Below are 25,532 nucleotides of genomic sequence, written 5' to 3'. Positions count from 1 at the left end.
ACTTGTTTCAATAAGATGTCACGGGGCGTGATCAGAGATACTCGGACCGCTGTAAACCATATTTCGCCATCTTCTCATTCAGGGTCCGGCGCGGCAGGCATAATTCTTCCATGACCGACGCGATGGATCCCTTGTGGCGGCGCATCGTGTTGTCAATCAGCATCCGCTCGAATGCCTCGACATACTCCTTGAGCGGCTTGCCTTCCGTGGTCATCACGGGCTGCATTTCCTCGTGATCATTCATCAGCAGGGACGCGATGGACCCGGTGCCACGACGAGCCTGCAAAACCGCACGTTCCGCAATGTTGATCAACTGACGAACGTTACCCGGCCATGGCGCCTGCAACAGCTGCGCAGCTTCTTGGGCCGACACCTTGGGCGCTTCGCAGCCATACTCGTCAGCGAACTGATCGCTCAGACGGGTGAACAAGGTCAGGATGTCTTCGCCACGTTGGCGCAACGGCGGCACGGTGATCTTTAGGGCAGCCAAGCGGTAGTACAAGTCGGGACGCAACGCATCCTCACAGGTGCGGCCAGCTTCTTGCATATTACAAATGCCAACGATCCGGGTCTCGGCCGGTGTACCTTGCTCATTGATCACAGACAAAAGCCGTGCCTGAAGGGCTTCGCTCAATGCCTCGATGTCCTCTAGGACAAGTGTGCCGCCACGCGCCTCTTCGATTGCGGGCAAAGCAGTGTCCTCGGGCAACATCGGGCCAAACAGGCGCTTGGCCAGCGCCTCTTCCTCCCAGGCCGAACAACTGACCAGCACAAATTTCTTGCCTGCGCGGCTGCCCACAGCATGAAGAGCATGCGCGACCAGGGTCTTGCCTGTGCCCGTCTCGCCGTCGATCAAGACGTGACCATCGGCCTGTCCCAGATCCAGAATGTCCTCGCGCAGACGCTCCATAACCGGCGACTGGCCGATGAGCTTTTTCATCAGTTGCCCGCCATCCGACAACTCGCGCCGCAGGGCACGGTTGTCCATGGTCAGGCGGCGGGCGCCGGTTGCGCGTTTGGCCAGTTCGCTCATCCGATCAGGGTTGAAGGGTTTCTCGAGAAAATCGAACGCCCCCACCCGCATGGCTTCAACCGCCATGGGCACATCCCCGTGGCCGGTAATCATTATGACAGGCAGTGCGCTGTCATTGCCCATCAGCTTCTTGAGAAACTGCATCCCGTCCATACCCGGCATCTTGATGTCGGAAATCACAATGCCAGGATATTCGGGGCCGAGCACCTTCAGCGCGTCCTCGGCACTGGCAAAGGTTTCTGTGTCATAGCCTGAAAGGGCCAGCCATTGGCTGATGGATTGACGCATGTCCTGCTCATCATCAACGATGGCAATTTTCATGGCTTGTGTCATCGGTGGTTACTCCGCCGCTCTGATCTTCGTGTTTTCATCTCCCGACCCCTCGTCACCGAGAATCGGAAGCTGCATTTCAAAGACGGCACCGCCCGCTTGTCCGTTGCGAGCAACCAACCGTCCGCCTAAATCGTTTACGATGCCGGAAGAGATGGCAAGGCCCAACCCTACGCCGTCGCCCGGCTGCTTTGTGGTGTAGAATGGCTCAAACAAACTGTCCAAATCCTCAATACCAGGTCCATTGTCGCGAACGGTCAGGGTCGCCGTCTCACCTGCCGACAGGATAATATCAACCTGCGGCTCCCGTTCAGACTTGGTGGCATCAATGGCATTGCGCAAGAGGTTGACCATCACCTGCTCGATCCGCATCCGGTCCCCCATCACCTCGATCGGCGCCGGGGGCACCACGCGGTTGATCAAAACCCGACGTTGCCGCAGCTGGGGCTCCATCATCGATAGGCTGGACGCCAGCGCATCGCCCATGTTTACAGGGCTGAGCGCGTCCTGACCCTTGCGTGCGTAGGACTTCAACTGGCGGGTAATTGCTCCCATCCGCTCGATCAAATCATCAATGCGACCAAAGCTGACCAACGCCTCGTCCGGACGGTTCCGGCGCAAGAGCAAGCGCGCGCCTGCCAAGTAAGTTTTCATCGCAGCCAGCGGTTGGTTCAGCTCGTGGCTCACAGCCGCAGACATCTCACCCAAAGCTGCGAGTTTTGATGATTGTTCAAGGGTTTGCTCAGCCTGGGCAAGGTCCTCCTGCACGCGTTTCCGCTCGGCAATTTCTCGCTGCAACTGCACATTCAGGTGGCGAAGCTCTGCCGACTCCCGCGCGAACAGCGCGAGCCGTAACGCGGACCGACGACTCATTGCATAAAACGCAAGCGCCAGCAGAATGGCGAATCCCATGATCTCTAGCGCTAGAACCCCGTTCACGCGCTCTCGGACACTGGCATAGGTGGTAAAGGACGTCATACGCCAGCCACGGAAAGGAATGCGTGCTTCCAGCCGCATCACTCCCTCACCCTGCAAATAAGCGTCAGGGGGCAGTGCGGTCCAATCGGCCGTTGCACGAATAGCGCGCTCGATGGCGCTTTGTGGAGTTTGGCGGGCCAGCGCCTCCTCTTCCGTGCGTCCTCGCCAACGGGGTTCAGTGCTAAGGATGATCTGTCCTGCGCTATCAGTCACAAGCACAGCGGCAGAGATACCGGCCCAGGCGCGTTCGAACTTTTGCAGGTCTACTTCGACCGCGATCACACCCAAAACATCGCCCCCGGCGGTTACGCGGCGGGAATACGTAAAGTCAAATCCACCAGCTTCACGCTCCGTCAGGGTAAAGATGGTGCCGCTTGCACGCATTGCGTTGATGAAAAAGGGTTCGGTCCGGTGATTTGATCCCAAACGGTTACGGTCGGTTGCCGCAACCGTACGCCCGTCGCGATCCAGTAAGTAAAGATTGGCGGCACCGATCTCTTCCACAAAGGAAATCAGGCGCTGGGTCGATTGTTGATAGTCCTGGCTGTTTAGCGCTCCTATCAGCGTAGGGTCGCGTGCCAGAAGTTGCGGCACAATCTGGTTCTGGCGCAGCTCGCTCAGCAAGTTCCCAGAATACAACGCAAGCCGAAGTTCGGCGCGGTTCCGCGTCGTCTCGGTAAAGCGGTCGGTCAGCAGACGGTTGGTGAAAAACACCGTGGTAACCGCCGCAACGGTCAGAAGAACAAGTGCGATGCGGACACGCCAACTTGTGGCGGGTGTGCGGGGCGCTGGGGTACGAGCAGCAACTGACATAAATGGAACCTACGGCGTCGACGGTTCCGGCTCAAGTCACGCGGACGTCAACTGGCCCACCACTGCGCGGAAGAGCGCCTGTCCGTCTGTGCCGCCATGGCCGGGATCCGCTGCCCGTTCTGGGTGGGGCATCATGCCAAGGACACGGCGGTTTTCAGACAAGATGCCCGCAATATCATGCAGTGAACCGTTCGGGTTGAAGGTGTAGCGGAAAGCGATACGGTCATCTGCCTCCAGCGCGCTCAGCGTGGCGTCATCCGTGAAATAATTACCATCGTGGTGTGCAATGGGAATGTCGACCACGTCACCTGCATTGTAGCCTTCGGTAAATGCCGATTGCGAGGTCTCGACCTTCAGACCAACAGTCTTACATATATACTTGAGGCCCGCATTGCGCAGCAGAGCGCCTGGCAAGATGCCGGTTTCGGTCAGCACTTGGAAGCCGTTGCACACGCCAAAGACATATCCACCCCGTTCGGCATGGCTTTTAACCGCTTTGCAGATGGGCGAATTGGCGGCGATGGCTCCGCAGCGCAGGTAGTCACCAAAGGAAAAACCACCCGGCACACCCACCATATCGATACCCGCAGGCAGGTCGGTATCCTTGTGCCAGACCATCTCGACATCCGCGCCCGCATTGCGGAAAGCGACGGCCAAATCCCGGTCACAGTTCGATCCGGGAAAGACGACAACAGCGGCCTTCATGGCATCTCGACCCGGTAGCTTTCGATCACGGTGTTGGCCAACAGCCTCTCACACATGGCCGTCACATCTGCTTCGCTGGTGCCGTCTGCCAAGTCTAGTTCAATGACCTTACCCTGTCGCACCCCATTGACCCCATCAAAGCCCAGAGCCCCCAAAGCGTGGCGCACGGCCTCGCCCTGCGGATCCAGAACGCCGTTTTTCAGCATCACATGTACGGTCGCTTTCATGTCGGTCTCTTTCAGTTGATAAGCGTTGGTTTGGAAATCGGGGCCGCGTTCTTGGGCATTACACCCAGACGGCGGGCCACCTCGGTATAAGCATCCGTCAGATTGCCGAGGTCACGGCGAAACACATCTTTGTCCAGCTTCTGGCCCGTCTCGATGTCCCACAAGCGGCAGCTATCCGGGCTGATCTCGTCCGCGATGATCAGGCGCATGAAGTCACCATCATAGACGCGGCCAATCTCGATCTTGAAGTCCACAAGGCGGATGCCAACGGCCAGCATGACGCCACTGAGGAAGTCATTCACCCGCAGGGCCAACGACAGAATGTCGTCCATGTCCTGCTGGCTGGCCCAGCCAAAGGCAGCAATATGCTCTTCTGTGACCAGCGGGTCGCCCAGCTTGTCGTCCTTGTAGCAATATTCGACGATAGGACGGGGCAGCTGCGTGCCTTCTTCGATCCCAAGCCGTTCACTCATCGTTCCGGCCGCATAGTTGCGCACGATCACCTCAAGGGGCACGATCTCGCAGGCGCGGACCAACTGCTCGCGCATATTCAGACGCTTCATAAAGTGCGTTGGCACGCCGATTTGACCGAGACCCGTCATGAAAAACTCGCTCAGACGGTTGTTCAAAACGCCCTTGCCTTCGATCACGTCCTTTTTCTGGGCGTTGAAAGCGGTGGCGTCATCTTTGAAGTACTGAACAATCGTGCCGGGCTCGGGACCTTCATACAGAATCTTGGCCTTACCCTCGTAAATCTTTTTGCGTCGCGCCATGGGCGTCCTTTCGCGTGTGCGGGGTGTTGAGTCTGCCCGCCGATGGGCACCTCATAAGCAATCGACCCAAATGCCGCAAGCAATGGGGTTGCACGGCGCGCCCTGGCCTGCATATCTGGAACAAAGACAAGCCAGAAAGGGGGTGGCCGATGAGCACCTTTGACGAGCGCGAAAGCGCGTTTGAAAACAAATTCGCCCATGATGCAGAAATGCAGTTCAAGGCAGACGCCCGCCGCAACAAACTGTTGGGCCTGTGGGCCGCGAGCCTTATGGGCAAGACCGGTGACGCAGCGGCGGAATATGCTAGCGAAGTGGTGAAATCCGACTTCGAAGAAGCTGGGGACGAAGACGTCTATCGCAAGGTCTCGGGCGATCTGGGTGACAAGTCCGACGAGGCGACGATCCGTGCCAAGATGGCTGAACTGATGGCCGAAGCCAAAGCGCAGTTAATGAAAGAAATAGAGTAATATCAAAACACTGCAGTTTGTATATGATGTAAGTTAAGGCGCGCACCTTACCCGGTGTGCGCCTTTTGATTTGCATTTTCACCAGTTGCCGTCAGCCCGTTAAGGTTTGGCACACCCTTGCCCGCTAGCCCTTGATTGGGGACTGTGGGAAAGAGGTAGGTTCATGCACAGGTTTCAGGCGCGGGCGGTGGCGCTCACCGCATTTCGGATCGGTCTGCCAATGCTGATCCTCGTCGCATGCGCGATGCTGTTGGCCCGGCAAATCCCTATGGATGTGCTGGTGACCCTGCCGCAACAACTGGCCGATATCTCAGCATTGCAATGGGTTACGGCCGCGTTTTTGACCATTGGCAGCTTCTTTGCCGTCGCTCAATATGATGTGCAGGCGCACCGTACACTTGACACCGGCGTGTCGGAAGAACGCGCCCGAATTACCGGGGCAGTCGGAATCGCCATTGGACAGACTGTCGGCTTTGGTCTGGTGTCTGGCGCATTGGCGCGCTGGCGCATGCTGCCCGAGATGAATGTCGCTCAGGCGCTGAAATTGTCCACGTTTGTATCGCTGACATTCGTCGTCGCCTGGGCCTGTATCACAGGGTTGGTCAGTGCTATCCTGCCAGCCCCGGCCTGGACGACAGCCCTGTCAGTTGGCGCTATTTTACTACTGCCCGCCTGTGCCTGTTTGTTGTTCTGGTGCCCCACCTTCAGCATTGGTCGCCACGCAATCCCTTTACCCAGCTTGCGCGTCGCCGGGTCGATCCTGGTTTGGGCACTGGTCGACATGGTTCTGGCGGCAGCGGCATTGTGGGTATTGCTGCCGTCTGGAACGATGGCCTTTACCGTCCTGCTGCCACTGTTCATGGTCGCACTCGGCTGTGGATTGATGTCAAACACCCCCGGCGGTGTAGGCCCGTTCGAATTGGTACTGGTGTCTGCCCTGCCCGCTGGTGCCGGAACGGAAGCCGGCGTGTTGACAGCCATTCTGGCCTTTCGGATCGTTTACTATGCCGGGCCTGCCTGTGTGGCCATGTTGGCCATGCTGCGCCCGTTGCCCGCTGTCGCCACAACCAGCTCTCCCACATTTCAATGGGAGGCGTTGCCCCGCAGCGAAGCTCAGGCTCTGCGCCAAAACGGTGGCATGTTGGCACCCGTGACATCCGATACCAACGCGCCTGTATGGCCAACCCAGCAGACCCAAACTTTGTTCACGGATATCAAGGGTCCCGCCGAAGCTGGTGTACTGATTTGGTTGCGCCGCGCCGCGCAGGCACGGGGGCGCGTGCCCGTCATTTACAAGTCCAACCAGCGGCTTGCGCAGGCGGCGCGGCATAGCGGATGGGCCGTGTTACGCATTGCCGACGACGCGATCGTGGACCTCCCGCACTACCAACTCGACAGCCCCTTGCGGCGCCGATTGCGCCGCAAGCTGCGCGCAGCACGAAAGGCAGGTGTGACCGTGCTGTCAAATGCACCTTTGCCCCGGCAAGCCGCCGCAGAGGTCGATGCACGGTGGCAAGCCCATTGCGGCCATGCACGCGGTGGAAGCATGGGGAGATACTGTCCTTATTATGTTTCTGAACAGTGGGTTATGAGCGCATATTCGGGTGAAAAATTAGTTGGATTTGTAACATTTCATCGCGGAGCATACGATTGGTGTCTGGACATCATACGCTACGCGCCAGATGCGCCCGACGGCACGATGCATGCGCTTGTGCATCAAGCCCTTCTGGATGCCCAAAGCAAGGGTTGCACACGCGTAAGTCTGGCATCGGTCACCGCTTGCGCGGACCCTGCAAGCGCCGTTTGGCGTTGGGCAGCACAGGTGGCCCTCCGCCATGCCGGGGGCACGGGCTTGCGCCAGTTCAAATCGGCCTTTGCGCCCCGATGGGTACCCAGATATGCGGCGGCACCCACATGGTTTGGTCTGGCTCTGGGATTGGCAGATATCGCGCGCACGATACGCGCACCAAACCCGCTTCCCGCACGTCCGCCCGAAACGAATGCAAACGCAGCTCATCAAGAAGATGAGAATTATGAACTGGCTTCACGTTCGGCGGCATGACATGTGATCAAAACTCTTCGCGCGAAAAGGTTTGATCATGTCCGATCCTCTGACCACTCTACTGGCCGAAAAAGGCGTCCTTCTGGCAGATGGCGCCACGGGCACAAACCTGTTTGCCATGGGTCTGATGTCAGGTGACGCGCCCGAGCTTTGGAATGAAGATGAACCCGATAAGGTGCGCACTCTTTACAAAGGTGCGGTCGATGCGGGTAGCGATATCTTTCTGACCAATTCTTTTGGTGCAAATGCATCACGCCTGAAACTGCATGATGCAGGCCACCGCGCGTTCGAGTTGAGCCAAATGGCGGCCGAGCTTGGCCGGGATGTGGCCGATGCCGCCGGGCGCAAGGTCATCGTTGCAGGCTCGGTTGGGCCAACGGGCGACATCATGGAACCTGTCGGCAGCCTAACCCATGCGGACGCGGTCGAGATATTTCACGAAACGGCTGCCGGATTGAAGGCAGGCGGCGCGGATATCGGTTGGCTTGAAACAATATCGGCTCCTGAAGAGTACACCGCAGCAGCCGAAGGGTTTGCCCTAGCCGAGCTGCCTTGGGTCGGCACCATGAGCTTCGACACGGCGGGTCGCACCATGATGGGTGTGACCAGCACGGACATGGCGACCTTGGTTTCTGGCCTGAATTTCCCGCCTTTGGCCTTCGGTGCCAATTGCGGCACGGGCGCATCTGACCTGTTGCGCACTGTTCTTGGTTTTGCAGCCACGGGCACGACATTACCCATTATCGCTAAGGGGAACGCCGGTATTCCAAAGTATCATGACGGACATATTCACTATGATGGCACGCCGGAGTTGATGGCAAACTATGCCACCATGGCGCGCGATTGCGGTGCGACCATCATTGGCGGATGCTGCGGTACAACCCCCGCCCACCTCGAGAAGATGCGAGAAGCATTGGACACCCATTCCGCGCGACCGGCCCCGTCGCTGGACGCGATTGTGGCAGCTTTAGGTGCATTTTCGTCAGCCACTGACGGCACAGGCGACGATGGCAACCGCCCGGCCCGCAAGCGCCGTGGACGGCGTGCCGCTTAGAGCAGGTTTAGCTGGGCGCTTGGTTCGTGCGGCGACCGAAAGAGGTCGGTGCGCATGGGTGCCAGTTTTTCTTTCAACCCCAAACGCTTGATGGCCACTTGAAACCGATGCGCGACAATCTCGGCATAGGGTCCCTCGCCCCGCATGCGGTGCCCCCAACGGGCATCGTAATCCTTGCCCCCATGCATTTCGCGCAGGCGCGACATGATGCGGTGCGCGCGGTCGGGATAATGCACGGCCAGCCATTCCTGCCAGAGCGGCGATACCTCTCGCGGCAGGCGCAGCATGATCCAGCTGGCACTGCCCGCGCCTGCCGCCTTGCCCGAGGCAAGGATCGCCTCAAGCTCGGGGTCGGTCAGCGCAGGTACCATGGGCGACGCCATGATCCGAACCGGAATGCCCGCTCCTGTCAACCTGCGCACGGTTTCCAGCCGTCGCCTGGGCGTGGGCGCACGAGGTTCCATCGCGCGGCAAAGCATTGGATCAAGCGTCGTGATCGACAGACCGACCCGGGCCAAACCCCTGGCGGCCATACGGGAAAGGATGTCCATGTCGCGCTCAATCAGCGTGCCCTTGGTCACGATCGCGACAGGGTGATCGCATTCCTCAAGCACTTCGAGGCATTGGCGCATGATGCGATGCTCACGTTCGATCGGCTGATACGGATCCGTATTCGTGCCGATGGCGAGCGGCGCAACCTTGTAGCGTTTGCGCGCCAACTCATCCCGCAGCACCTGGGGCGCATCGGCGCGCGCCACCAGCCGCGTTTCGAAATCAAGACCGGGCGACAGGCCCAAATAGGCGTGGCTCGGCCGGGCAAAGCAGTAGACGCACCCATGCTCGCACCCGCGATACGGGTTGATCGATCGGTCAAAGGGCAGATCCGGCGAGCGGTTGTACGTTATCAAGCTGCGCGGTCGTTCGATGCTGACCTCGGTCCGCAAGGTCGGCAGATCTTCCTCCATCTCCCAGCCGTCCGTCTCGGCGTGGCGGCTGACCGTCTCATAACGGCTGACCGCGTTGGTCACGGCGCCACGCGCCTTGGGAGTGCGGGTCTGCAGATCGGGTTTCATGCGCCCAAAATAGAACACAACAAGAACATATACCAGATAAGATACACCAACCGGGCGTGCCGCGGCATGCGACGGCACACAAAAAGTGGTCTCTCGCGTCGCACGCGAAGCGGGCCATGTCGTAATCCGGACAGTCCGGCTGCGACATTCTGAACGATAAATCGAAAAACAAGGCACCGGGTCCGGCACCCATGCAAGAGGATTGCCAATGTCAGATGAAGACGAAATCATCCTGTCCGAACTTGATGACGAAGAGCTTGTCCAACAGATGTTTGACGACCTCTATGATGGTCTCAAGGAAGAGATCGAGGAAGCGGTCAACATCCTGCTCGAGCGCGGCTGGGTGCCTTACGACATCCTGACCAAGGCTCTGGTCGGGGGTATGACGATTGTGGGACATGATTTCCGCGACGGCATTCTGTTCGTGCCCGAAGTGCTGCTGGCTGCAAACGCGATGAAGGGCGGCATGTTCATTCTAAAGCCTTTGCTGGCTGAAACCGGTGCACCACGCGTGGGCAAGATGGTCATTGGCACCGTCAAGGGTGACATCCATGATATTGGCAAGAACCTCGTGTCGATGATGATGGAAGGCGCAGGCTTCGAAGTGGTCGATCTTGGCATCAACAACCCGGTCGAAAACTACCTGGAAGCCATTGAACAGGAAGGCCCGGACATTTTGGGCATGTCGGCGCTGCTGACCACAACAATGCCTTATATGAAGGTCGTGATAGACACGATGGTCGAACAGGGCATTCGGGATGACTATATCGTTCTGGTCGGTGGCGCGCCCCTGAATGAAGAGTTCGGCAAGGCCATCGGCGCCGACGCCTATTGCCGCGACGCGGCCGTGGCAGTCGAAACGGCCAAGGAATTCGTGGCCCGCAAGCACAACCAGATGGCGGCAGGCTAACTGTCCTGTCGCCCCGGCCCAACCGGAGAACGACATGCTGCTTGATACACCGATCTGCGACTTTGGCGCGCCAGCGCCACAGTTCAGCCTCACGGACGCGCATGGCGCCGTGCATAACCTGTCAGACCACATGGGTCAGAACGGCATGCTTGTGGCGTTCATCTGCAATCATTGCCCCTATGTCATCGCGATTGCGGACCGACTGGCGGCGGATGCGAAGGCCCTGAAAACACTGGGTATCGGCGTGGTTGCCATCAACGCCAATGACTATGCCGCCTACCCCGCTGATGCCCCGGACAAAATGCCCGGTTTCGCGAAAAAACACAGGTTTGACTTTCCCTATCTCATCGACGCGGATCAGTCCGTTGCGCGCGCCTATGGCGCTGTCTGCACACCCGATTTCTTCGGCTTCAACCGCGATGGACAGTTGCAATACCGAGGGCGGCTAGACGACACAGGTATGGGTGACGCCAAAGATCGCGTGCCCGAGTTGCTAAACGCCATGCAGCAGGTGGCCGAAACCGGACACGGTCCCCAAGACCAGACGCCCAGCATGGGGTGTTCGATCAAATGGCGCTGACAGACGCCCAATTGACTGACTCTGGCCTGCCCGCCACGGGCGCGGGACGTATCTTGCTGATTGCCTGCGGTGCGCTCGCTCGCGAGATACTGGATCTCAAACGCACAAACGGCTGGGATCACATGGATCTGACCTGCCTGCCCGCCAAGTACCACTTGTTCCCTAACAAGATCACCGAGGCCGTGCGTGACGCGGTCACCAAGCACCGTGACGCTTATGAAACCATCTTTGTGGTCTATGCGGATTGCGGGACGGGCGGCCTGCTGCAAGCCGCCTGTGCCGAGATGGGTGTAGAGATGATCTCGGGCCCACACTGCTACAGTTTTTTCGAGGGAAATGAAAGATTTGCAGCGCAAAGTGAAAGTGAAATCACCACCTTCTACCTAACTGATTTCCTCGTCCGCCAGTTCGAAGCCTTCGTAATCAAACCCATGGGGCTCGACCGCCATCCCGAACTGCGAGACATGTATTTCGGCAATTATGAAAAGCTCGTTTACCAGGCCCAGACCAATGATCCGAGCCTTACCGAGAAGGCGCGCGCCGCGGCGCACACACTGGGACTGGCCTTTGAACGTCGCTTTACAGGCTATGGTGACCTGCAAACCACTCTGACGCGACTCTAACAGCACCTTCTTCTGAACGTAAATACGACGGGGGCGCCGCAGGCGGGGGCAGAGCCCCCTGAATCATGGTGTCGCCTCTGGCGGCCTTGGGATCACGCAGCTGCAGCCACCAACTGGATCCGCTCGATCATGGCCCGAAGCCCATTTGACCGTTGCGCCGACAGGTGGTCGTTCAGCCCCAGCCGCGCCATTTCAGCCCGCGCATCCACGGCACGTACCTCGGCCACCGGCAAGCCATTGTATAGCCTGCGCAGCACTGCAATCAGCCCCTTCACGATCATTGCATCGCTTTCGCCGTCAAATCGGAATATCCCGTTTTCGATCTGCGGATGCAGCCAGACCTGGCTGGCACAGCCGTCAACCTTGGTTGCAGGCACCCTGAGCGCAGCGGGCAGCGGGTCCATCGCCTTGCCCTGCTCGATCACATAGCGATAACGGTCTTCCCAATCTTCGAGAAACTCAAAATCTTCCACGATCTCTTCAAAGCTGGCCGTTGCCATCCGGTGTCCCCACATCATGCCTGTGCCTTTGTGACCTAGGCGCAGCAGCCGCAAAGGTCCAGAGCAGCAATGGATGCTTTTCAACAGCGGCTGCATCCGGTACCACATGTGCCAAAAGCAAATATGCGAGCGGACAATGCGCCTGATCTTACCTACCCTTCTGGTTGCCACGTTGACCCTGTCGGCCTGCGCCGCTGTGCGTGACAGCCGGGTGAACCCGATCAACTGGTTTGGCAACAGCCGGTCCGGACCAGTTCAGCCCGACCCAAGGGCTGCGACCAACCCGCTGATCCCGGAAACGCGACGGGCGGGCCTGTTTTCCAGTCTGCGCGACCAGACGGAACTCTATGTCGGCACCCCTATTGATCAGGTCACTGATCTGGTGATTGAACCGGTCCCCGGAGGCGCCATCGTACAGGCCACCGGTATCGCGGGCGAGGACCGCGTGTATGACGTGCGGTTGACCACCGATAGCGACGAAAACCTGCCCGTTGACGGTGTGCTGACCTATCAGTTGCGGGGCATTCACTCCGACCGCCCCACACGCACGCTCAGCCAGCGGGTACGCACGGTCACAGCCGCACGCCGTCTCACCGATCAGGAATTGTCCGAGATCAGCGTGATCCGAGTCGAGGGACTGCGGAACGCGCAGTCAACCACGCGTCGCTGACCTCCTGTATCAATCCAGCGGGATGATCTGAACATCGGCCCCCTTGGCCGTAAGGGCCACGCGCCCGTCACACAAACGCAGTGCGTCTGTCCCAAACACCTCTGACCGCCAACCCTGAAGCGCAGGCACGTCCCGCATGCCGGCCGCCAGCGCATCCAGATCCGCAGCCGACGCAATCAGCTTCGCCGCGACACCCGCGCTTTCAGTCTTGGCCTTGAGAAGCACGCGCAGCAGATCGGCAAGGGCCGGGTTCACCTGAAGCTTTTCACGCGATCGGTCCGGGCGCGGCATGGTATCGGGGTCCATATCGACCCCGCGTTTGACCGCAGCCAGGATTCCATCCGCTATATCGCCCTTTCGCGCCTCGCGCAGCAAAAGCCGCGAGCGGCTCAGATCTTCAAAGGATTTCGGCTTGTTGCTGGCCAGCTCGACCAGCGCGTCATCCTTGAACACACGGTTGCGGGGGATGTTGCGGGCTTGTGCATGTGTTTCGCGGAAGGCGGCCAGTTCTCTTACCAACGCCAAGAAGCGGGCCGAATGCGTGCGTGTCTTGACACGCTTCCAGGCATCCTCGGGTTTGACAATGTAAGTGTCAGCGCTCAGCAGCGTTTGCAGCTCTTCCGATACCCAGCGCGCGCGCCCGCTTTCAGCCAGCTTGGCCGCAAGGAATTCGTAGATTTGACGCAGGTGCGTGACATCGGCAATCGCGTAGGTTTTCTGTGCGTCCGTCAGGGGTCGCCGCGACCAATCGGTAAAGCGCGAGGTCTTGTCGAGTGACTGCTTAGCGATCTTGCGCACCAGCGTCTCGTATCCCACCTGTTCGCCAAAGCCGCAGACCATTGCGGCCACCTGCGTGTCGAACAGCGGCTCAGGAAAGACTTGCGCATCGACATAGAAAATCTCGAGGTCCTGTCGCGCGGCGTGGAATACCTTGACCACGGCGGTGTCACGAAACAGCTCGTAAAGCGGTTCCAGCGACAAGCCGTCAGCCAGTGGATCGACCAACACGGCATTGCTGTCATCGTCGCCCGGCATCGCCAACTGCACAAGGCAGAGTTTGGAATAGTAAGTCCGTTCGCGCAGGAATTCTGTATCGACGGTCACATACGGGTGCGCGCGGGCCTCGGTACAGAATTCAGCCAACGCGTCCGTGGTTGTGATAGTTCTCATGTGCGGTTCTTTTTGTTGCTTTTCACCGTCCGGTTGTCCGGTCCTACACCAACGCGCCCACGCTGGCTAGAGCAGGAGCGGTGTCATGTTCCCGGACGCAAATCGGCGCAGCACGGCCGGATATAAAATGTGCTCTTGCTGCAGCACCCGAGCGGCCAGATCGTCGGGCGTATCGCCCACACGGACAGGCACGCGGGCCTGCCCGAGGATCGGGCCGTCATCCAGTTCGGGCGTGACCAGATGCACGGTGCAGCCGTGCTCGGTATCGCCTGCCTCAAGCGCTCGGGCATGGGTGTGCAAACCACGGTACTTGGGCAAAAGCGAGGGATGAATGTTCAGCATGCGCCCGCGCCATGGCGTCACGAAGCCTGCCGTGAGGACGCGCATGAACCCGGCCAGGCAAATCAGGTCCAACTCAAAGGGATCAAGGGCTTCCGAGATCGCCACCTCAAACCCGGCACGATCCTTTCCGAAAGGCCGGTGATCGACCACCACGGTGGCAAGCCCGGCGTCTTTCGCCCACGCGATGCCACCAGCATCGGCCTTGTTCGAAACAACGACGATCGGCGTGGCGGGGTGCGACGCATCCATGTCCTCTACCAGCGCACGCATGTTTGATCCGCCACCCGAGACAAAGATCCCGACACGTTTGTTCAAAGAAGCGCCCCGGAGTAGCGCACGCCCTGCCCTGCTTCGACCGCGCCGATCCGGGTGACGACCTGCCCTTCGGCTTCGAGTGCGGCTGTCACATCGGCTTCAGAGGCCGGGTCCACAACCACAACCATCCCGATACCGGCGTTGAAGGTCTTGAGCATTTCGGCTTGATCCATGCCGCCTTGCGCCGCAAGCCATTGGAAGACCGATGGCAATTCCCATTTGTCCAAATCCACATGCACAGCCATCCCCTCGGGCAGCACACGCGGCAGGTTTTCGGTCAGACCACCGCCGGTGATGTGGGCAAAGCCGTGCACGCCGCCTGCCTTGATCGCAGCCAGCGCCGCCTTGACGTAAAGGCGCGTGGGCGTCAGCAGGGTCGCGCCAAGGCGTCCCTCGCCCCATGGGCAAGCATCGTCCCAGCCAAGCCGAGAGGTTTCGACGATCTTGCGGACCAGGGAGTACCCGTTGGAATGCACACCGTCTGAGGCCAATCCCAAAAGCACATCGCCCTCAACCACGCCCGCTGGCAGGGCCGCGCCCCGCTCCATCGCGCCGACCGAGAAACCGGCAAGATCAAAGTCACCCGCAGGATACATTCCCGGCATCTCTGCGGTCTCACCACCGATCAAAGCACAACCGGAGGCTTCGCAGCCGCGCGCGATCCCTTCGATGATCCGCGCTGCCTGATCGAGTTCCAGTTTGCCCGTGGCGAAGTAATCTAGAAAGAACAGCGGTTCCGCGCCCTGGCAGACCAGATCATTGACGCACATTGCCACCAGATCGACACCCACGCCGTCCACGTTTCCGGTATCGATAGCGATCCGCAGCTTGGTCCCGACACCATCCGTGGCGGCCACCAGCACCGGATCGACAAAACCGGCAGCTTTCAGATCGAACAATCCCCCGAAGCCACCCAGCCCGGATGCAACCCCTGCCCGTTTCGTGGCTGCGGCAGCCGGTTTGATCCGCTCGACCAGAGCGTTGCCTGCGTCGATATCGACACCGGCCTGCGCATAGGTCAGTCCGTTCTTGTTACTGTTCATTCTCAATCTCCCCGGGGGCTCGCCTGCCCCTTAACGTGAAGACAGGTGGCGTTGCAAAAGGAAATGCAGTTCTGCGCCGCTGCGCCGCGTTTCACGCGCCCCTCACGGCGCGTCACCCTCTCGTGACACCTCATATTCGAGGCTGCGAGAACGTGACACAGTTCTTGCACCAACCACTCAAAGGACATCGCCATGACGTTTCACCGCCTGCTCATTGGATCATCCCTGACGGCGATTTCGCTGTCCGTACCCGCTGCCCAGGCCGAGATTGTCGATATTCAGGATGGCGGCTTTTCTTTTACCTTGGGTGGTCAGATCAACCGCGCCTTCCTGTTCACGGATGACGGAGTGGAGAGCAATGAATTCTTCGTGGACAACGACAACTCATCGACACGGTTGACCGCGCGGGCAGCTTACAGCTTCGGAAACTATATCTTCGGTGCCCTGGTAGAGTACGAGTTCGAGTTCTCCTCATCAAATTCCGTCAGCCAATTGAATTCGGACATCAGCTCATCCGTTTCCAACGAACGCAAGTTCGAGCTGTTTGCGAACACGCCCTACGGTAACTTCGCCTATGGACAAGGCGACGCTGCCTCGAACGGGATTTCAGAGATTGACCTGTCGGGAACAGCCCTTGGCAACTATTCCGACGTAGGCCTGATTGCGGGTGGCCAGATATTCCGCACGGCTACGGGTGGTTTTAGCGGCAACACTGTCAGCAATTTCTTCTCCAACTTCGACGGTATCAGCAGGGTCGAACGTTTCCGCTACGACACGCCCACGTTCGGCGGTGGTTTTGTTGCATCCGTTTCCTTCGGCGAAGACAGCAATAACGACATTGCCATCCGGTACACACGAACGTTTGGCGATGTGCGTGTGCGTGGCGGTATCGCCTATGCCCAGATTGACGAGGTGGATCGGTTTGCGGGCTCAGTTTCGGCCTTTCACGACCCTACTGGCCTGAATGTCACCTTTGCATCCGGGACCGACGACCTGGATACAGCCGGTCGTGAAGACCCCGGCTTTAATTATGTGAAACTGGGGTATCAGAAGCAGGATCTTCTGCCGTGGGGCAGCACGTCATTCGCTGTCGATTTCTATGATGGCAGCGATCAGGCGGTGAACGGCAGCGACTCTGAAAGCTACAGTATTTTCGCGGTGCAAAAGATCGATCGACTGAACACCGAGGTCTACGGCGGCTTCCGCACATTCAGCGCGGAAACGCCGACCGAATCCTTTCGGGATATCGACGCTGTCTTTATCGGTGCACGCTACCGGTTCTAAGCCGTCGCCTGTCTTGACACCCGGGGTGGCGATGCTATCCCCGGGATCAGGCGGGCCTGTAGCTCAATTGGTTAGAGCAGAGCGCTCATAACGCTTTGGTTGCGGGTTCAAGTCCTGCCGGGCCTACCAACCGCCCTTCATGCTTTGCGGACATGCCAGCCGACCGTCATAGTGACAACCGTATCACCGTCGCGGTCGCGGATATCCACACTGATGTCGAAGGCCGTCTTGCCCACGTCTTGCAATTCCTTGACCAGTTCGGGGCCCGGACGTTCGGTTTTGGCATGCGCTTCGAGCCGACCCTTCGCGATCTTGACGTAAGAGATGCTGGCACCCGAGGCGACGGGCCGCGCCTGAAAGATCATCGGGCCAAAGGCCCCGGCGAGGGCGGCCCCAGATGCAGCCTCACCCAATGTGAACATGGCGCCGGCATGCTGGGTCTGGATATGGTTCGACGTCTCGGGCCGCTGTTCGAGCGCCGCCATACCGATGCCGTCGCCCACCTCGATCAGGTCGACACCCACGTGGTTGGCAAAGGGCACCGCCTTGCCGAGTTGGTCGCGGATCATGTCATACGGTGTCATTTCGGGCGCTCCTGCTGTGCTGTGTCGCCAGTAAAACCGATCCGTCCTGCGCGGCAAGCGTGCCGCTGCGGCACGTCACCGGGCGATGACGATATCGGCACGCAGACCACCGAGCCGCTCGCTTTCGCCGAGGCGCAGCACGCCACCATGGGCGCGCGCAATGTCGGTGGCGATGGCCAATCCCAGCCCGACACTACCGCCTTTGTCCTGATTTCGGGACGGATCAAGACGGGTAAAGGGGCGCTGCGCATCAGCGCGGCGGTCTTCTGGAATGCCCGGACCATCATCTTCGACCCGGAAGCGCAGCGACTTCTCGGTAAGTGCCACGCTGACCTCGGCGCGCCTGCCGTAGCGCACCGCGTTGCTGATCAGGTTACCAAGCGCGCGGCGCATCGCTATCGGGCGCAGCATGACCGTGCCCTGCCCATTCACCTCGTGCAACGTCACCGGTTGATCACCCCGCTGCGCATCTTCGACAAGTGTTTGGGCCAGTGCAATCGGATCGACCGCCTTCGGCTCGCTTTCCCCGTCGCCCTTCGCGAAGTCAAGAAACGCGTCGATCATGTTCTGCATGTCGTCGACATCTGCTTCCAGCGCTTCGCGGTTGTCGTCATCCACCATCGAAAGGGCCAAACGCATCCGCGTGAGAGGCGTGCGCAGATCATGGCTGACGCCTGACAACATGAGTGTCCGTGTCTCCATCTGCCTTTCGATCCTGTTGCGCATATCGACAAAAGCAGTACCCGCTGCCCGCAACTCAGTGGCACCCGCCGGTACATAGGCCAGATGACGTCCCCGCCCAAAAGCTTCGGCGGCCCTTGCAAGCCTTCGGATCGGGCGCAGCTGGTTGCGCAGATAGATAAACGACACAAAGGTCGTCAGGACCGAGAAGACGACCATGTAAACCAGCAATTGGTGCGGGTTCCGGGCCGAAACGCGGCGTCTGTCAAAGGTGATGGAAACCGGCCCGGTTCCGCTTTCGACTGCAACCTGCACCAAACCGCTCCCGGACAGATCGAAGGAACGGATCGCAGGGATTGTCTCCCCCAGACGTCGGATCACAACACGCCCGGAAAAGTCATCCCAATCGCGTTGATTGGGTGCATCCAGCGCCTCCTCCGGAATACGCTGCACAATCATGGCCAGCGGACCGGTTGCATCGAGCACGGCCTGCGTCACATCGGCATCAGGTGGCAGATCGGACAAAACGTTCAATACCAGGTTTATCTCGCGCTCGACCGTGTCAGCCATCTGAACCGTCACACCTTCGAAATGGCGCTGGGCGAAAAGGACAGACACGACAAGCTGCACCACAACGACCGGCAGCAGAAGGATCAGCGCGGCGCGCGCGTAGATGCCACGGGGCATATAATGTTTGAGCCAGGCAAAGGACATGGCGTAAACCCTATCGAGCCGCGATCCCGGACGAAAGACCACCATGCTGCCGCCAGACGATTTTGATCCACCCATAGGTATCTCCGAGGTGCTGGAACCCGGACTGCGCCGCATCGTGGCACCGAATCCATCTCCAATGACCTATCGAGGCACCAATACATACCTTGTGGGCACAACCGCTCTGGCAGTGATCGACCCGGGCCCAGACAGCGCGGCGCACCTTGACGCGGTCATGGGAGCAATCGGTTCAGAACAATTTGTATCGCATATCATCGTGACACATGCACATCTGGATCATTCTCCTTTGGCTGCCCCCCTTTCCAAGGCCACAGGCGCACCCGTTCTCGCGTTTGGAACAGCAACGGATGGACGAAGCAGCATCATGCAAAGCCTAGTGGACAACGGGCTTGTGGGTGGAGGAGAGGGTGTCGATATCTCCTTTGCGCCCGACACCCGACTACGCGACGGGGATGTGATCAACGGCCCGGATTGGCGCCTCGACGTCATTCACACACCGGGGCATCTCGGCAATCATATCTGCCTTGGGTTTGGCGACGCTTGCCTGACGGCGGATCACGTCATGGGATGGGCCAGTTCACTGGTGTCTCCACCTGACGGCGATCTGACAGATTTCATGGCCTCCTGCGAAAAGCTGCGCAGGAGGCGTTGGCGCGTTTTCTATCCCGGGCATGGAGGCCCAGTGATCGACCCGACCGCACGGCTGGAGTGGTTGATCGCACATCGTCGCACCCGGGAAGCCGCCATTCTTGCGACGCTTGACAAAGGGCCCGCCACCGCAGTGCAGATCGCCCAACTTGTCTATGTGGATACGCCCAAGGCTCTCTTGCCTGTTGCCACGCGCAACGTATTGGCTCATCTGATCGACCTGATGGGTCGATCAGAGATCGAAGCCAGCGATCCATTGGCACATGACGCCCGTTTTGCACGCATTGGTGGAGTTTGATTTTTTTGTTCACGGGCCTGCAAAACCCTCTGGACGACCTGAATCGGCCTTGCTATACGGCGCGAACCGTTCCGGCGTAGCTCAGCGGTAGAGCAGTTGACTGTTAATCAATTGGTCGTAGGTTCGATCCCTACCGCCGGAGCCAAAATATCTCAGTAAAATCAGCGCATTGCGTCATTTCACCAAATGACTGCGGCGCTTATTTTCTGTACCTAGGTACGCCATCGTTTCAGGGCAATCTATCCCCACTTTTTTCGACTAGGCTGGCTTCAAGCGTCCGAAAGCTCATCAATCCGCAGCTCTCGGCCTGTGGAATCCACGAATCGATCAAGGCTCATGTCCCCCGATAGGAAGATGTCAGCCTTGCGCTTGCCCATGACCTCTTCGACAAAACCACGCGGTTGGCGTCGCAACCATTGCTCATAGGTCGGCTCTAGCGCACCCCCACCTCCGACAAACACTGGCACCATGACAGAACGGCAATTGAAATGAGCCGGGGGTCGTGGCCCTTCGAAGGGTTGATAGACCTCGCCAGACCGGGCGCGACAAATCGCGGATGTCTTGCCATCGAGAACCGATGTCCAACGCAGCCCGCGCAAGTTCTCCAAATCCGTGCTGGCCACATCGTCGAGAACCGTTGCCTGCGCATGGGCGTAGAGCGTTCGCGCTGTGCCCAGAATGAAATTGGCGGTTCGGGGGAATACCGTCTGGCGTAGCCCGCCGATAACCTGCCCCACGCCTTGCCCAGCCGTGACCGCAGATCGCACCAGACGCGCGGTGCGGGACGTGTCGGACATTTGCAGCGCGTCTAGGTGTCCATCGACCGACAGGCCGTAAGCGGGCCGCGTCAGCACGTTTGAGACGATCCCGGCCAAGGTAGCGCGGCCAAATTTTCGGGCGCGACCAAAGCTAGACACAAACTCAGCTTCGCTCTTGATCATCGGTTTCAGGTCATCGACCATTTTGCCGCTAAGTCGTTCATGCGCATCCCGACGGATTTCGTCCACAGCTTCGATTGTCGATTCAAGACTGCGCACACCGCGCAACCGCTTGGCCAGCGTAGCCACGGTGTCTTCGTCAGCCTGAGAAATGATCTTGTTCAGCTCACGGGCAGTTCTTGCAGACACAGCCCGCATCCGCACGGCACGCCGCACGAAGGCGTCCAGCGTTTCATCATTGTCCATAGCGTTGCTCCAACCATGCTTCACCATGCCGTTTCGCGGCGTCTCGCCATTGCTGCGCCCGCGCCATAAAGATGCTCACGATCTGATCTGAATAGCCCAGAGCCTTGGCCATCTGCGCATCGCCTTCGGCGGTCTTGGCCAAGCCCATGCAAAAAAGGTAATCGTCGTTTTTCTTGTACAGCCCCGGGTGGACCGATTTAGGCTTTGCCATCGCGCAGAACTTCCAACGCTTGGTCCAAGCAATCCCGGCACAACACAGCCGACATTTCGGCCAAATACGCCCAAGGGTGTGGATCATAGAGCGCGGGTTCGTCGGACTCTTTGGACTGACTTGCGTAAACACTTGCTGCATCCGCCAGAATCACGGCCCGCTTGGCCTCAGCTCTGGCCTGTACCAGCAAGGGCCAAATCAAAGGATTGCCTTGCGCAGCTTGCTCAACATCTTTCAGCTCTTGATATACAATTTCAGATTTGGCCCGCTCCGAGTTTGCTTTGCCTTCTTCGCCAACCGATTTCAGGAAGGAAGCAACTTTTACAAACATATCATCGCCGTTCGTGATGCCTCCTTGGTACAGGGATTCAAGAACCTTCCAAGCATCCATCGCTTGATCGGCAGAAACGCGAGCGCTGGTTTCAAAATTCATGCGAAATCTCCATTGGCTGCGATTGGGCCTTCGGACTCCAACCGTTCTTCGTTCACTTCGATGTCGAATGCCGATGACAATGCACCCCGGCGCTTCAACTCGGACAGCGCGTCAATGCGGCTGATGTCCCCCAGTTCGCGCAAGCGAATGATGGATTGCGCATCCGAGTCCGGTGCTAGAAAGTCGATGGACATGGAAAACGCTGGGCGCGTGCTCTGCCCCCAAATCTCTTGCGTCAGGGCCAACGCCTCATTGACAGCTTCGATGAAAGCCAGCGCATAACCCTGAAGCGGGGCCAGTGCGGAATTGGCATTCACGACGGCTCCAGTTGCGGTTTCCACGCTTGGGCGTTTCTTGGTGATCTGAGCGCCAAACGTCGCGGCCCGCTCTTCCAATGCCTTCAAATCATTCATGAGAATTTGGACGGCTGTGCCCGTGTGTTCGACATAGAAAGCCGTGGAATCCGGGTCAAGCTCGATCAAGGCGTGTGGCCCGACGATCAGTTGGCTTTCGTCATAGCTGCCCCCTTGGACCGCCAGCATTGGAAAGCTGGCGACACGCAGGGTTGTGTCCAAATCAGAGCGCTTGCGGGCGTGCGAGATTTGGAGCTCTGCCAGATCGCGCAAGGGTGGTTCACAAGCCAAGATGCCTTCGCGTTCGATGAAGAACGGGACCAGCGGAATCCGCCCAAGGGTGTTTGCCTCGGTCGAATGCACCGCCCATTCTTTGTCTTCCCGATAGACTTCGATCAGCTCAGGCGTCATCCGCACAATCTCAGGCGTTTTGACCTCTTCAAAACCGTCGATTGCGGTGACGCTGCGGTGATAGCGGATTTCAGACAGATCGCCGTTGCCATCCAGTGCGGCGAAAAACAGGTCGCGCGGGTCGATGATGCGCCACCGGGGGCGGTTTACGCCCGGTTCAATCAACAGGTGTGCGCAGCCAAATTTCAGCCCGCAAGCGAACCAATCCCGCAGGAAAGTTGGTGCGGCGTGTTTCTGGTGGTCAACATCGGGCAAGAACTCATCACGCCACGGCGCGGCATCGTCGGACATATCAAAAACCGGATCACGGCTGAATGTTCGCCCGGTCAGTTCTTCGACGGTTTGCCGCAGGAAATTGAACGCAACCAAGTTGTCCAGACGTTCGGCATAAGCTTCGCTCGGCTCGCTGTGGTGCTGTGGGATGTAGACAGAGCCATGTTGGCGCAATGCCTCAGACCCCGCGTAAACGTCCGCAATCATCTGCCACACGGGCGACATGGATTGGAATTCAATCGATGGCGTCGATACATCCGCTTTGGATTTCTGGGCCATCAAATGTCCTCCCTGAGTTCGTCGAGACCATTCTGAATGGGGTTTGAGGACTCGTTGAAACTGCCATCCCATTCGACGCGAGTTTCTTTGCTCTTCGCTGGTGCATTGCGATGCGCCGACAGCCCAGCATTGATCTTGTCTTGCGCAGAGCGATGGACGTATTCGCCCACGGTTTCTGCGGCTTCGGACGCGACAGCTGCGATTGCCTTGAAACCATCGGTTTGGAACCGCTCATCGAGTACGCCAAACCGGGCCAGCTGTGCATCGCGGCGCTGGCCCAGAACCTTGCGTTCTGCCTTCGCCGTGTCTTTCAAATCTTCGATCTGAGAATCCGCGTCCGACAACGCCTCAGCGGTCGCACCGTTCGCGGCCAACTTGTTGCGATGCACCTTAGCCAAGCCCAATTTCAGCTTGTTGTGTGTTGCAATGCTCATGCGCTTACCCCTTCCTCTGCGTTTTCAGCCCCGCCCGAATCTTCTCCGTCGGGGTCTTCGTCTTCGGTTCCGCCGTCGGTGTCATCACCCGGCGTTTCCCCGCTGCTATCCGGTCCAGTGTCGTCACTGGCTTGGTCGGGTTCGGCAGTGTCAGTTGCGTCGTCATCGGGGGTATCCTCTTCGGTTTCGTCCTCTTCGGCTGGGGCAAACAGAGCTTCGTTTTCATCGGCCAACGCCTCAGCGGGCCGAACATCGTTCAAGAGCTGTCCTAAGGCGATTTTCTCAGGCGTTGTCGGGGTGCGGCCATCGGCCAAAATGCGGGCCAGCTTCTCACTCGCAGTGATCAGGTTGACCGCTTCGCTGGCGTTCGGGTGGTCTGCGTCGAACTCCGGTAGGTCGATGATGCGGGCCAGTTTCTTGGACGTGAGCGGACGTTGCGCCCCCGGCATGTTGTCGAGAATGCCGATAGCAGCCCCGGCAAACGCCAATGCCTCTTCATCGCCCGCATTGGCTTTGGCGACGATCCCGGGCAACGCAGCCTTGAAGCCATGCGGCCCAAGGGACTGCAAATAGCTGTGGGCATTCGCCCCGGTGCTGTTGAAACTGTGGGATTGAAGATACTTCACCCGCGTTGCCACGGGGGTGAGATTGGCCAGAGCGGTCGATTTGACGGCTGCGGCTTCGGCGCTCAGCCGTCGCGCATCGTCGCGCACGGTTTCGCCGTCCTCTGCTTTGAACCGCAAATCCAGCGCGCGACGATACAGATCGCGGCCAAATCGGTTCATTTCAGCAGTTTGCAAGTTGGGCATGGCAGTTCGGTCCTTTCACCTCGGGAACTACAGGTGAAAGGAAAATACCGAACCGATTGCGCTCACTTCAAAGCAGTGGCCACAATTGGCGAATTTCATCACATGTTGTGTCGCGCCACCCCTTGAACACAATATCGTGAGAACCCACTTAAGTTGAAATTTCTTAAACCCAAGGCAAACATGATTAACCATTGGAGATACGTGCGGCCAAGATTTAGGTCGGCTTTATCAAATTTAGCACTGACTGACGCGCAAATCGCCGACGGTTTTGGTAAGTCGAGAGGGGTGGCAGCAAGCCTAAATCGGCACTATTGGGATAGCTCAGACGGGGATGCCAACAAGTTAATTGTGGGTTCTTGGGGCAAAGGAACCGCGATTAGGCCGCCAACAGACATTGACCAATTTTGCATTCTCCCCAACGAAGTATTTCATGACTTTAATCTGCGTCAGGGTAACGTCCAAAGCCAGTTGCTACAGGCTGTAAGGAATGTACTTCTGGGTTCTTATCCTCAAACCAACATGCGTGGCGATGGGCAAGTTGTTGTCGTTTCTTTCAATTCCGTAACCATAGAAGTCGTTCCGGCTTTTCATGCTCAAGGTGGCGGCTATTTGACCTGTGACACGAATAACGGAGGTAGCTGGAAACAAGTTTTTCCGATAGGGGAAATGGAAATCTTGTCGGCAAATGATAACAACTATGGCGGAAACCTCAGAAAACTCACAAAGCTATTGAAGCGTTGGAAGCGGGAATGCGAGGTACCAATCAAAAGCTTCCATATTGAACAACTTGTTAGAGAGTGCCTAGATCAAAGCACTTACTCCCGACAGGATGAATATTACTTCGATTGGCTTATTCGCGATGTCTTAGCCTATATGATCGGAAGAGTTGGGCAGTCATTTTGGATGCCCGGGTCAAATACTCTTGAGATGATCCAGTTGGGCGATGCATGGCAATCCAAAACGGAAACGGCTCATCGTCGTGCCGTGAAAGCATGTGGCTACGAATATGATAACATGGAAGTTTCAGCAGGCTTAGAGTGGCAGAAATTGTTCGGGTCGGTAATCCCAACTTCGGTGGACTGATATGAAAGAAACACTGCGCACAGAGTGCTTAGAGCAAGCGCGAAACACCCTCTACACGTCAACGTCTTTCTATGTTTGGCTTAGATGCCTGGTGCCCGTCCGTTGAACTCGGCCTGTTTGGCCAGGGCGGTGTCTGTTACGCTGCTTGGGCAGCGTAACGCCAGGGG

28 protein-coding genes and 2 tRNA genes are annotated in these 25,532 nt (G+C 58.5%); 12 read left to right on the top strand and 18 right to left on the bottom strand.

Going from position 1 to position 25,532, the window contains the following annotated elements:
• Nucleotides 1–31: 31 nt before the first annotated feature.
• The 5 genes from Q1A75_RS04770 to purC are packed head-to-tail and all read right to left on the bottom strand — an operon-like array spanning nt 32 to nt 4,859.
• On the bottom strand, nt 32–1,366 hold the full coding sequence (locus Q1A75_RS04770) for a sigma-54 dependent transcriptional regulator (protein WP_299551316.1): 1,335 nt from the start codon (nt 1,364–1,366) through the stop codon (nt 32–34).
• 6 nt (nt 1,367–1,372) lie between these two features.
• Nucleotides 1,373–3,154 (bottom strand): ATP-binding protein, encoded by a 1,782-nt coding sequence (locus tag Q1A75_RS04765; protein ID WP_299551319.1) that lies wholly within the window; start codon nt 3,152–3,154, stop codon nt 1,373–1,375.
• 36 nt (nt 3,155–3,190) lie between these two features.
• A complete protein-coding gene (purQ, locus tag Q1A75_RS04760; protein ID WP_299551321.1) occupies nt 3,191–3,859 on the bottom strand; it encodes a phosphoribosylformylglycinamidine synthase subunit PurQ in 669 nt (222 codons plus the stop codon).
• Nucleotides 3,856–4,086 (bottom strand): phosphoribosylformylglycinamidine synthase subunit PurS, encoded by a 231-nt coding sequence (purS, locus tag Q1A75_RS04755; RefSeq protein WP_299551324.1) that lies wholly within the window; start codon nt 4,084–4,086, stop codon nt 3,856–3,858. The genes purQ and purS overlap by 4 nt, the downstream gene beginning before the upstream one ends.
• Nucleotides 4,087–4,097: 11 nt before the next feature.
• Nucleotides 4,098–4,859: a phosphoribosylaminoimidazolesuccinocarboxamide synthase gene (gene purC / locus Q1A75_RS04750; protein ID WP_299551326.1), complete on the bottom strand. Its 762-nt coding sequence runs from the start codon at nt 4,857–4,859 to the stop codon at nt 4,098–4,100.
• Nucleotides 4,860–5,008: 149 nt separating this feature from the next.
• Here purC and Q1A75_RS04745 point away from each other — a divergent pair, with 149 nt between their 5' ends.
• The 3 genes from Q1A75_RS04745 (at nt 5,009) to bmt (ending at nt 8,442) form a co-directional block, all read left to right on the top strand.
• Entirely contained in the window at nt 5,009–5,326 is a 318-nt protein-coding gene (locus tag Q1A75_RS04745) for a DUF1476 domain-containing protein (RefSeq protein WP_299551329.1), read from the top strand.
• Nucleotides 5,327–5,489: 163 nt separating this feature from the next.
• Nucleotides 5,490–7,388: a phosphatidylglycerol lysyltransferase domain-containing protein gene (locus tag Q1A75_RS04740; RefSeq protein WP_299551332.1), complete on the top strand. Its 1,899-nt coding sequence runs from the start codon at nt 5,490–5,492 to the stop codon at nt 7,386–7,388.
• Between the two features lie 37 nt (nt 7,389–7,425).
• Nucleotides 7,426–8,442 carry a betaine--homocysteine S-methyltransferase gene (gene bmt / locus Q1A75_RS04735; protein ID WP_299551335.1) on the top strand — a complete coding sequence of 339 codons (1,017 nt, stop codon included), beginning with the start codon at nt 7,426–7,428 and terminating at the stop codon, nt 8,440–8,442.
• On the opposite strand, the gene Q1A75_RS04730 is transcribed toward bmt, so the two are convergent.
• Nucleotides 8,439–9,515, bottom strand: coding sequence for a PA0069 family radical SAM protein (locus Q1A75_RS04730; protein ID WP_299551338.1), 1,077 nt, complete (start codon nt 9,513–9,515; stop codon nt 8,439–8,441). The genes bmt and Q1A75_RS04730 overlap by 4 nt on opposite strands.
• Nucleotides 9,516–9,723: 208 nt before the next feature.
• On the opposite strand from Q1A75_RS04730, the gene Q1A75_RS04725 reads away from it, so the two are divergent.
• From Q1A75_RS04725 to Q1A75_RS04715, 3 genes are read left to right on the top strand one after another with little or no spacing between them, the layout of a single operon-like run.
• Nucleotides 9,724–10,425 (top strand): B12-binding domain-containing protein, encoded by a 702-nt coding sequence (locus tag Q1A75_RS04725; protein WP_299206865.1) that lies wholly within the window; start codon nt 9,724–9,726, stop codon nt 10,423–10,425.
• Between the two features lie 34 nt (nt 10,426–10,459).
• Nucleotides 10,460–11,005, top strand: coding sequence for a thioredoxin family protein (locus Q1A75_RS04720; protein WP_299551341.1), 546 nt, complete (start codon nt 10,460–10,462; stop codon nt 11,003–11,005).
• Nucleotides 10,996–11,628: a DUF1638 domain-containing protein gene (locus Q1A75_RS04715; protein ID WP_299551344.1), complete on the top strand. Its 633-nt coding sequence runs from the start codon at nt 10,996–10,998 to the stop codon at nt 11,626–11,628. The genes Q1A75_RS04720 and Q1A75_RS04715 overlap by 10 nt, the downstream gene beginning before the upstream one ends.
• 92 nt (nt 11,629–11,720) lie before the next feature.
• Here the strand turns inward: Q1A75_RS04715 and Q1A75_RS04710 are convergent, their stop codons facing one another.
• Complete coding sequence (locus Q1A75_RS04710; RefSeq protein WP_299551394.1) at nt 11,721–12,128, bottom strand: SufE family protein; 408 nt, start codon at nt 12,126–12,128, stop codon at nt 11,721–11,723.
• A gap of 136 nt (nt 12,129–12,264) precedes the next feature.
• Here Q1A75_RS04710 and Q1A75_RS04705 point away from each other — a divergent pair, with 136 nt between their 5' ends.
• Complete coding sequence (locus Q1A75_RS04705; protein WP_299551347.1) at nt 12,265–12,798, top strand: hypothetical protein; 534 nt, start codon at nt 12,265–12,267, stop codon at nt 12,796–12,798.
• 9 nt (nt 12,799–12,807) lie between these two features.
• Here the strand turns inward: Q1A75_RS04705 and rnd are convergent, their stop codons facing one another.
• From rnd to purM, 3 genes are all read right to left on the bottom strand, one after another.
• Nucleotides 12,808–13,968, bottom strand: a complete 1,161-nt coding sequence (gene rnd, locus Q1A75_RS04700) for a ribonuclease D (protein WP_299551350.1) — start codon at nt 13,966–13,968, stop codon at nt 12,808–12,810.
• Between the two features lie 66 nt (nt 13,969–14,034).
• Complete coding sequence (gene purN, locus Q1A75_RS04695) at nt 14,035–14,625, bottom strand: phosphoribosylglycinamide formyltransferase (protein ID WP_299551353.1); 591 nt, start codon at nt 14,623–14,625, stop codon at nt 14,035–14,037.
• Complete coding sequence (purM, locus tag Q1A75_RS04690) at nt 14,622–15,668, bottom strand: phosphoribosylformylglycinamidine cyclo-ligase (protein ID WP_299551355.1); 1,047 nt, start codon at nt 15,666–15,668, stop codon at nt 14,622–14,624. The genes purN and purM overlap by 4 nt, the downstream gene beginning before the upstream one ends.
• 192 nt (nt 15,669–15,860) lie before the next feature.
• Here purM and Q1A75_RS04685 point away from each other — a divergent pair, with 192 nt between their 5' ends.
• A complete protein-coding gene (locus Q1A75_RS04685; protein WP_299551358.1) occupies nt 15,861–16,952 on the top strand; it encodes a hypothetical protein in 1,092 nt (363 codons plus the stop codon).
• 52 nt (nt 16,953–17,004) lie between these two features.
• Nucleotides 17,005–17,081, top strand: a tRNA-Ile gene (locus tag Q1A75_RS04680).
• Nucleotides 17,082–17,089: 8 nt separating this feature from the next.
• Here the strand turns inward: Q1A75_RS04680 and Q1A75_RS04675 are convergent.
• On the bottom strand, nt 17,090–17,536 hold the full coding sequence (locus tag Q1A75_RS04675; RefSeq protein WP_299551361.1) for a DUF4442 domain-containing protein: 447 nt from the start codon (nt 17,534–17,536) through the stop codon (nt 17,090–17,092).
• 75 nt (nt 17,537–17,611) lie between these two features.
• Nucleotides 17,612–18,931, bottom strand: a complete 1,320-nt coding sequence (locus Q1A75_RS04670) for an ATP-binding protein (protein WP_299551397.1) — start codon at nt 18,929–18,931, stop codon at nt 17,612–17,614.
• 43 nt (nt 18,932–18,974) lie between these two features.
• Between Q1A75_RS04670 and Q1A75_RS04665 the strand changes: the two genes are divergently transcribed.
• Both Q1A75_RS04665 and Q1A75_RS04660 read left to right on the top strand, forming a co-directional pair.
• A complete protein-coding gene (locus tag Q1A75_RS04665; protein ID WP_299551364.1) occupies nt 18,975–19,895 on the top strand; it encodes an MBL fold metallo-hydrolase in 921 nt (306 codons plus the stop codon).
• Between the two features lie 70 nt (nt 19,896–19,965).
• Nucleotides 19,966–20,040: transfer RNA gene (locus Q1A75_RS04660), tRNA-Asn, on the top strand.
• Between the two features lie 124 nt (nt 20,041–20,164).
• Here Q1A75_RS04660 and Q1A75_RS04655 read toward each other — a convergent pair.
• Genes Q1A75_RS04655 through Q1A75_RS04630 form a run of 6 tightly spaced genes read right to left on the bottom strand, consistent with a single transcriptional unit; the run spans nt 20,165 to nt 24,282 of the window.
• The gene (locus Q1A75_RS04655) at nt 20,165–21,079 is read right to left on the bottom strand and encodes a phage minor head protein (protein ID WP_299551367.1); all 915 of its coding nucleotides are present in this window, start codon (nt 21,077–21,079) and stop codon (nt 20,165–20,167) included.
• Nucleotides 21,069–21,290, bottom strand: a complete 222-nt coding sequence (locus Q1A75_RS04650; RefSeq protein ID WP_299551370.1) for a hypothetical protein — start codon at nt 21,288–21,290, stop codon at nt 21,069–21,071. The genes Q1A75_RS04655 and Q1A75_RS04650 overlap by 11 nt, the downstream gene beginning before the upstream one ends.
• On the bottom strand, nt 21,277–21,723 hold the full coding sequence (locus Q1A75_RS04645; RefSeq protein ID WP_299551373.1) for a hypothetical protein: 447 nt from the start codon (nt 21,721–21,723) through the stop codon (nt 21,277–21,279). The genes Q1A75_RS04650 and Q1A75_RS04645 overlap by 14 nt, the downstream gene beginning before the upstream one ends.
• Nucleotides 21,720–23,039 carry a DUF4055 domain-containing protein gene (locus Q1A75_RS04640; protein ID WP_299551376.1) on the bottom strand — a complete coding sequence of 440 codons (1,320 nt, stop codon included), beginning with the start codon at nt 23,037–23,039 and terminating at the stop codon, nt 21,720–21,722. Before Q1A75_RS04640 ends, Q1A75_RS04645 begins: the two co-directional genes overlap by 4 nt.
• Nucleotides 23,039–23,473 (bottom strand): hypothetical protein, encoded by a 435-nt coding sequence (locus Q1A75_RS04635; protein WP_299551379.1) that lies wholly within the window; start codon nt 23,471–23,473, stop codon nt 23,039–23,041. Before Q1A75_RS04635 ends, Q1A75_RS04640 begins: the two co-directional genes overlap by 1 nt.
• Nucleotides 23,470–24,282, bottom strand: coding sequence for a hypothetical protein (locus Q1A75_RS04630; protein WP_299551382.1), 813 nt, complete (start codon nt 24,280–24,282; stop codon nt 23,470–23,472). The genes Q1A75_RS04635 and Q1A75_RS04630 overlap by 4 nt, the downstream gene beginning before the upstream one ends.
• Before the next feature lie 153 nt (nt 24,283–24,435).
• Here Q1A75_RS04630 and Q1A75_RS04625 point away from each other — a divergent pair, with 153 nt between their 5' ends.
• Nucleotides 24,436–25,365, top strand: coding sequence for a hypothetical protein (locus tag Q1A75_RS04625; RefSeq protein ID WP_299551385.1), 930 nt, complete (start codon nt 24,436–24,438; stop codon nt 25,363–25,365).
• Nucleotides 25,366–25,532 lie beyond the last annotated feature (167 nt).

It is taken from the genome of uncultured Tateyamaria sp. (assembly GCF_947504105.1).
In the GTDB taxonomy this organism is placed as follows: domain Bacteria; phylum Pseudomonadota; class Alphaproteobacteria; order Rhodobacterales; family Rhodobacteraceae; genus Tateyamaria.
This window is presented reverse-complemented; position numbering and strand designations above follow the sequence as displayed.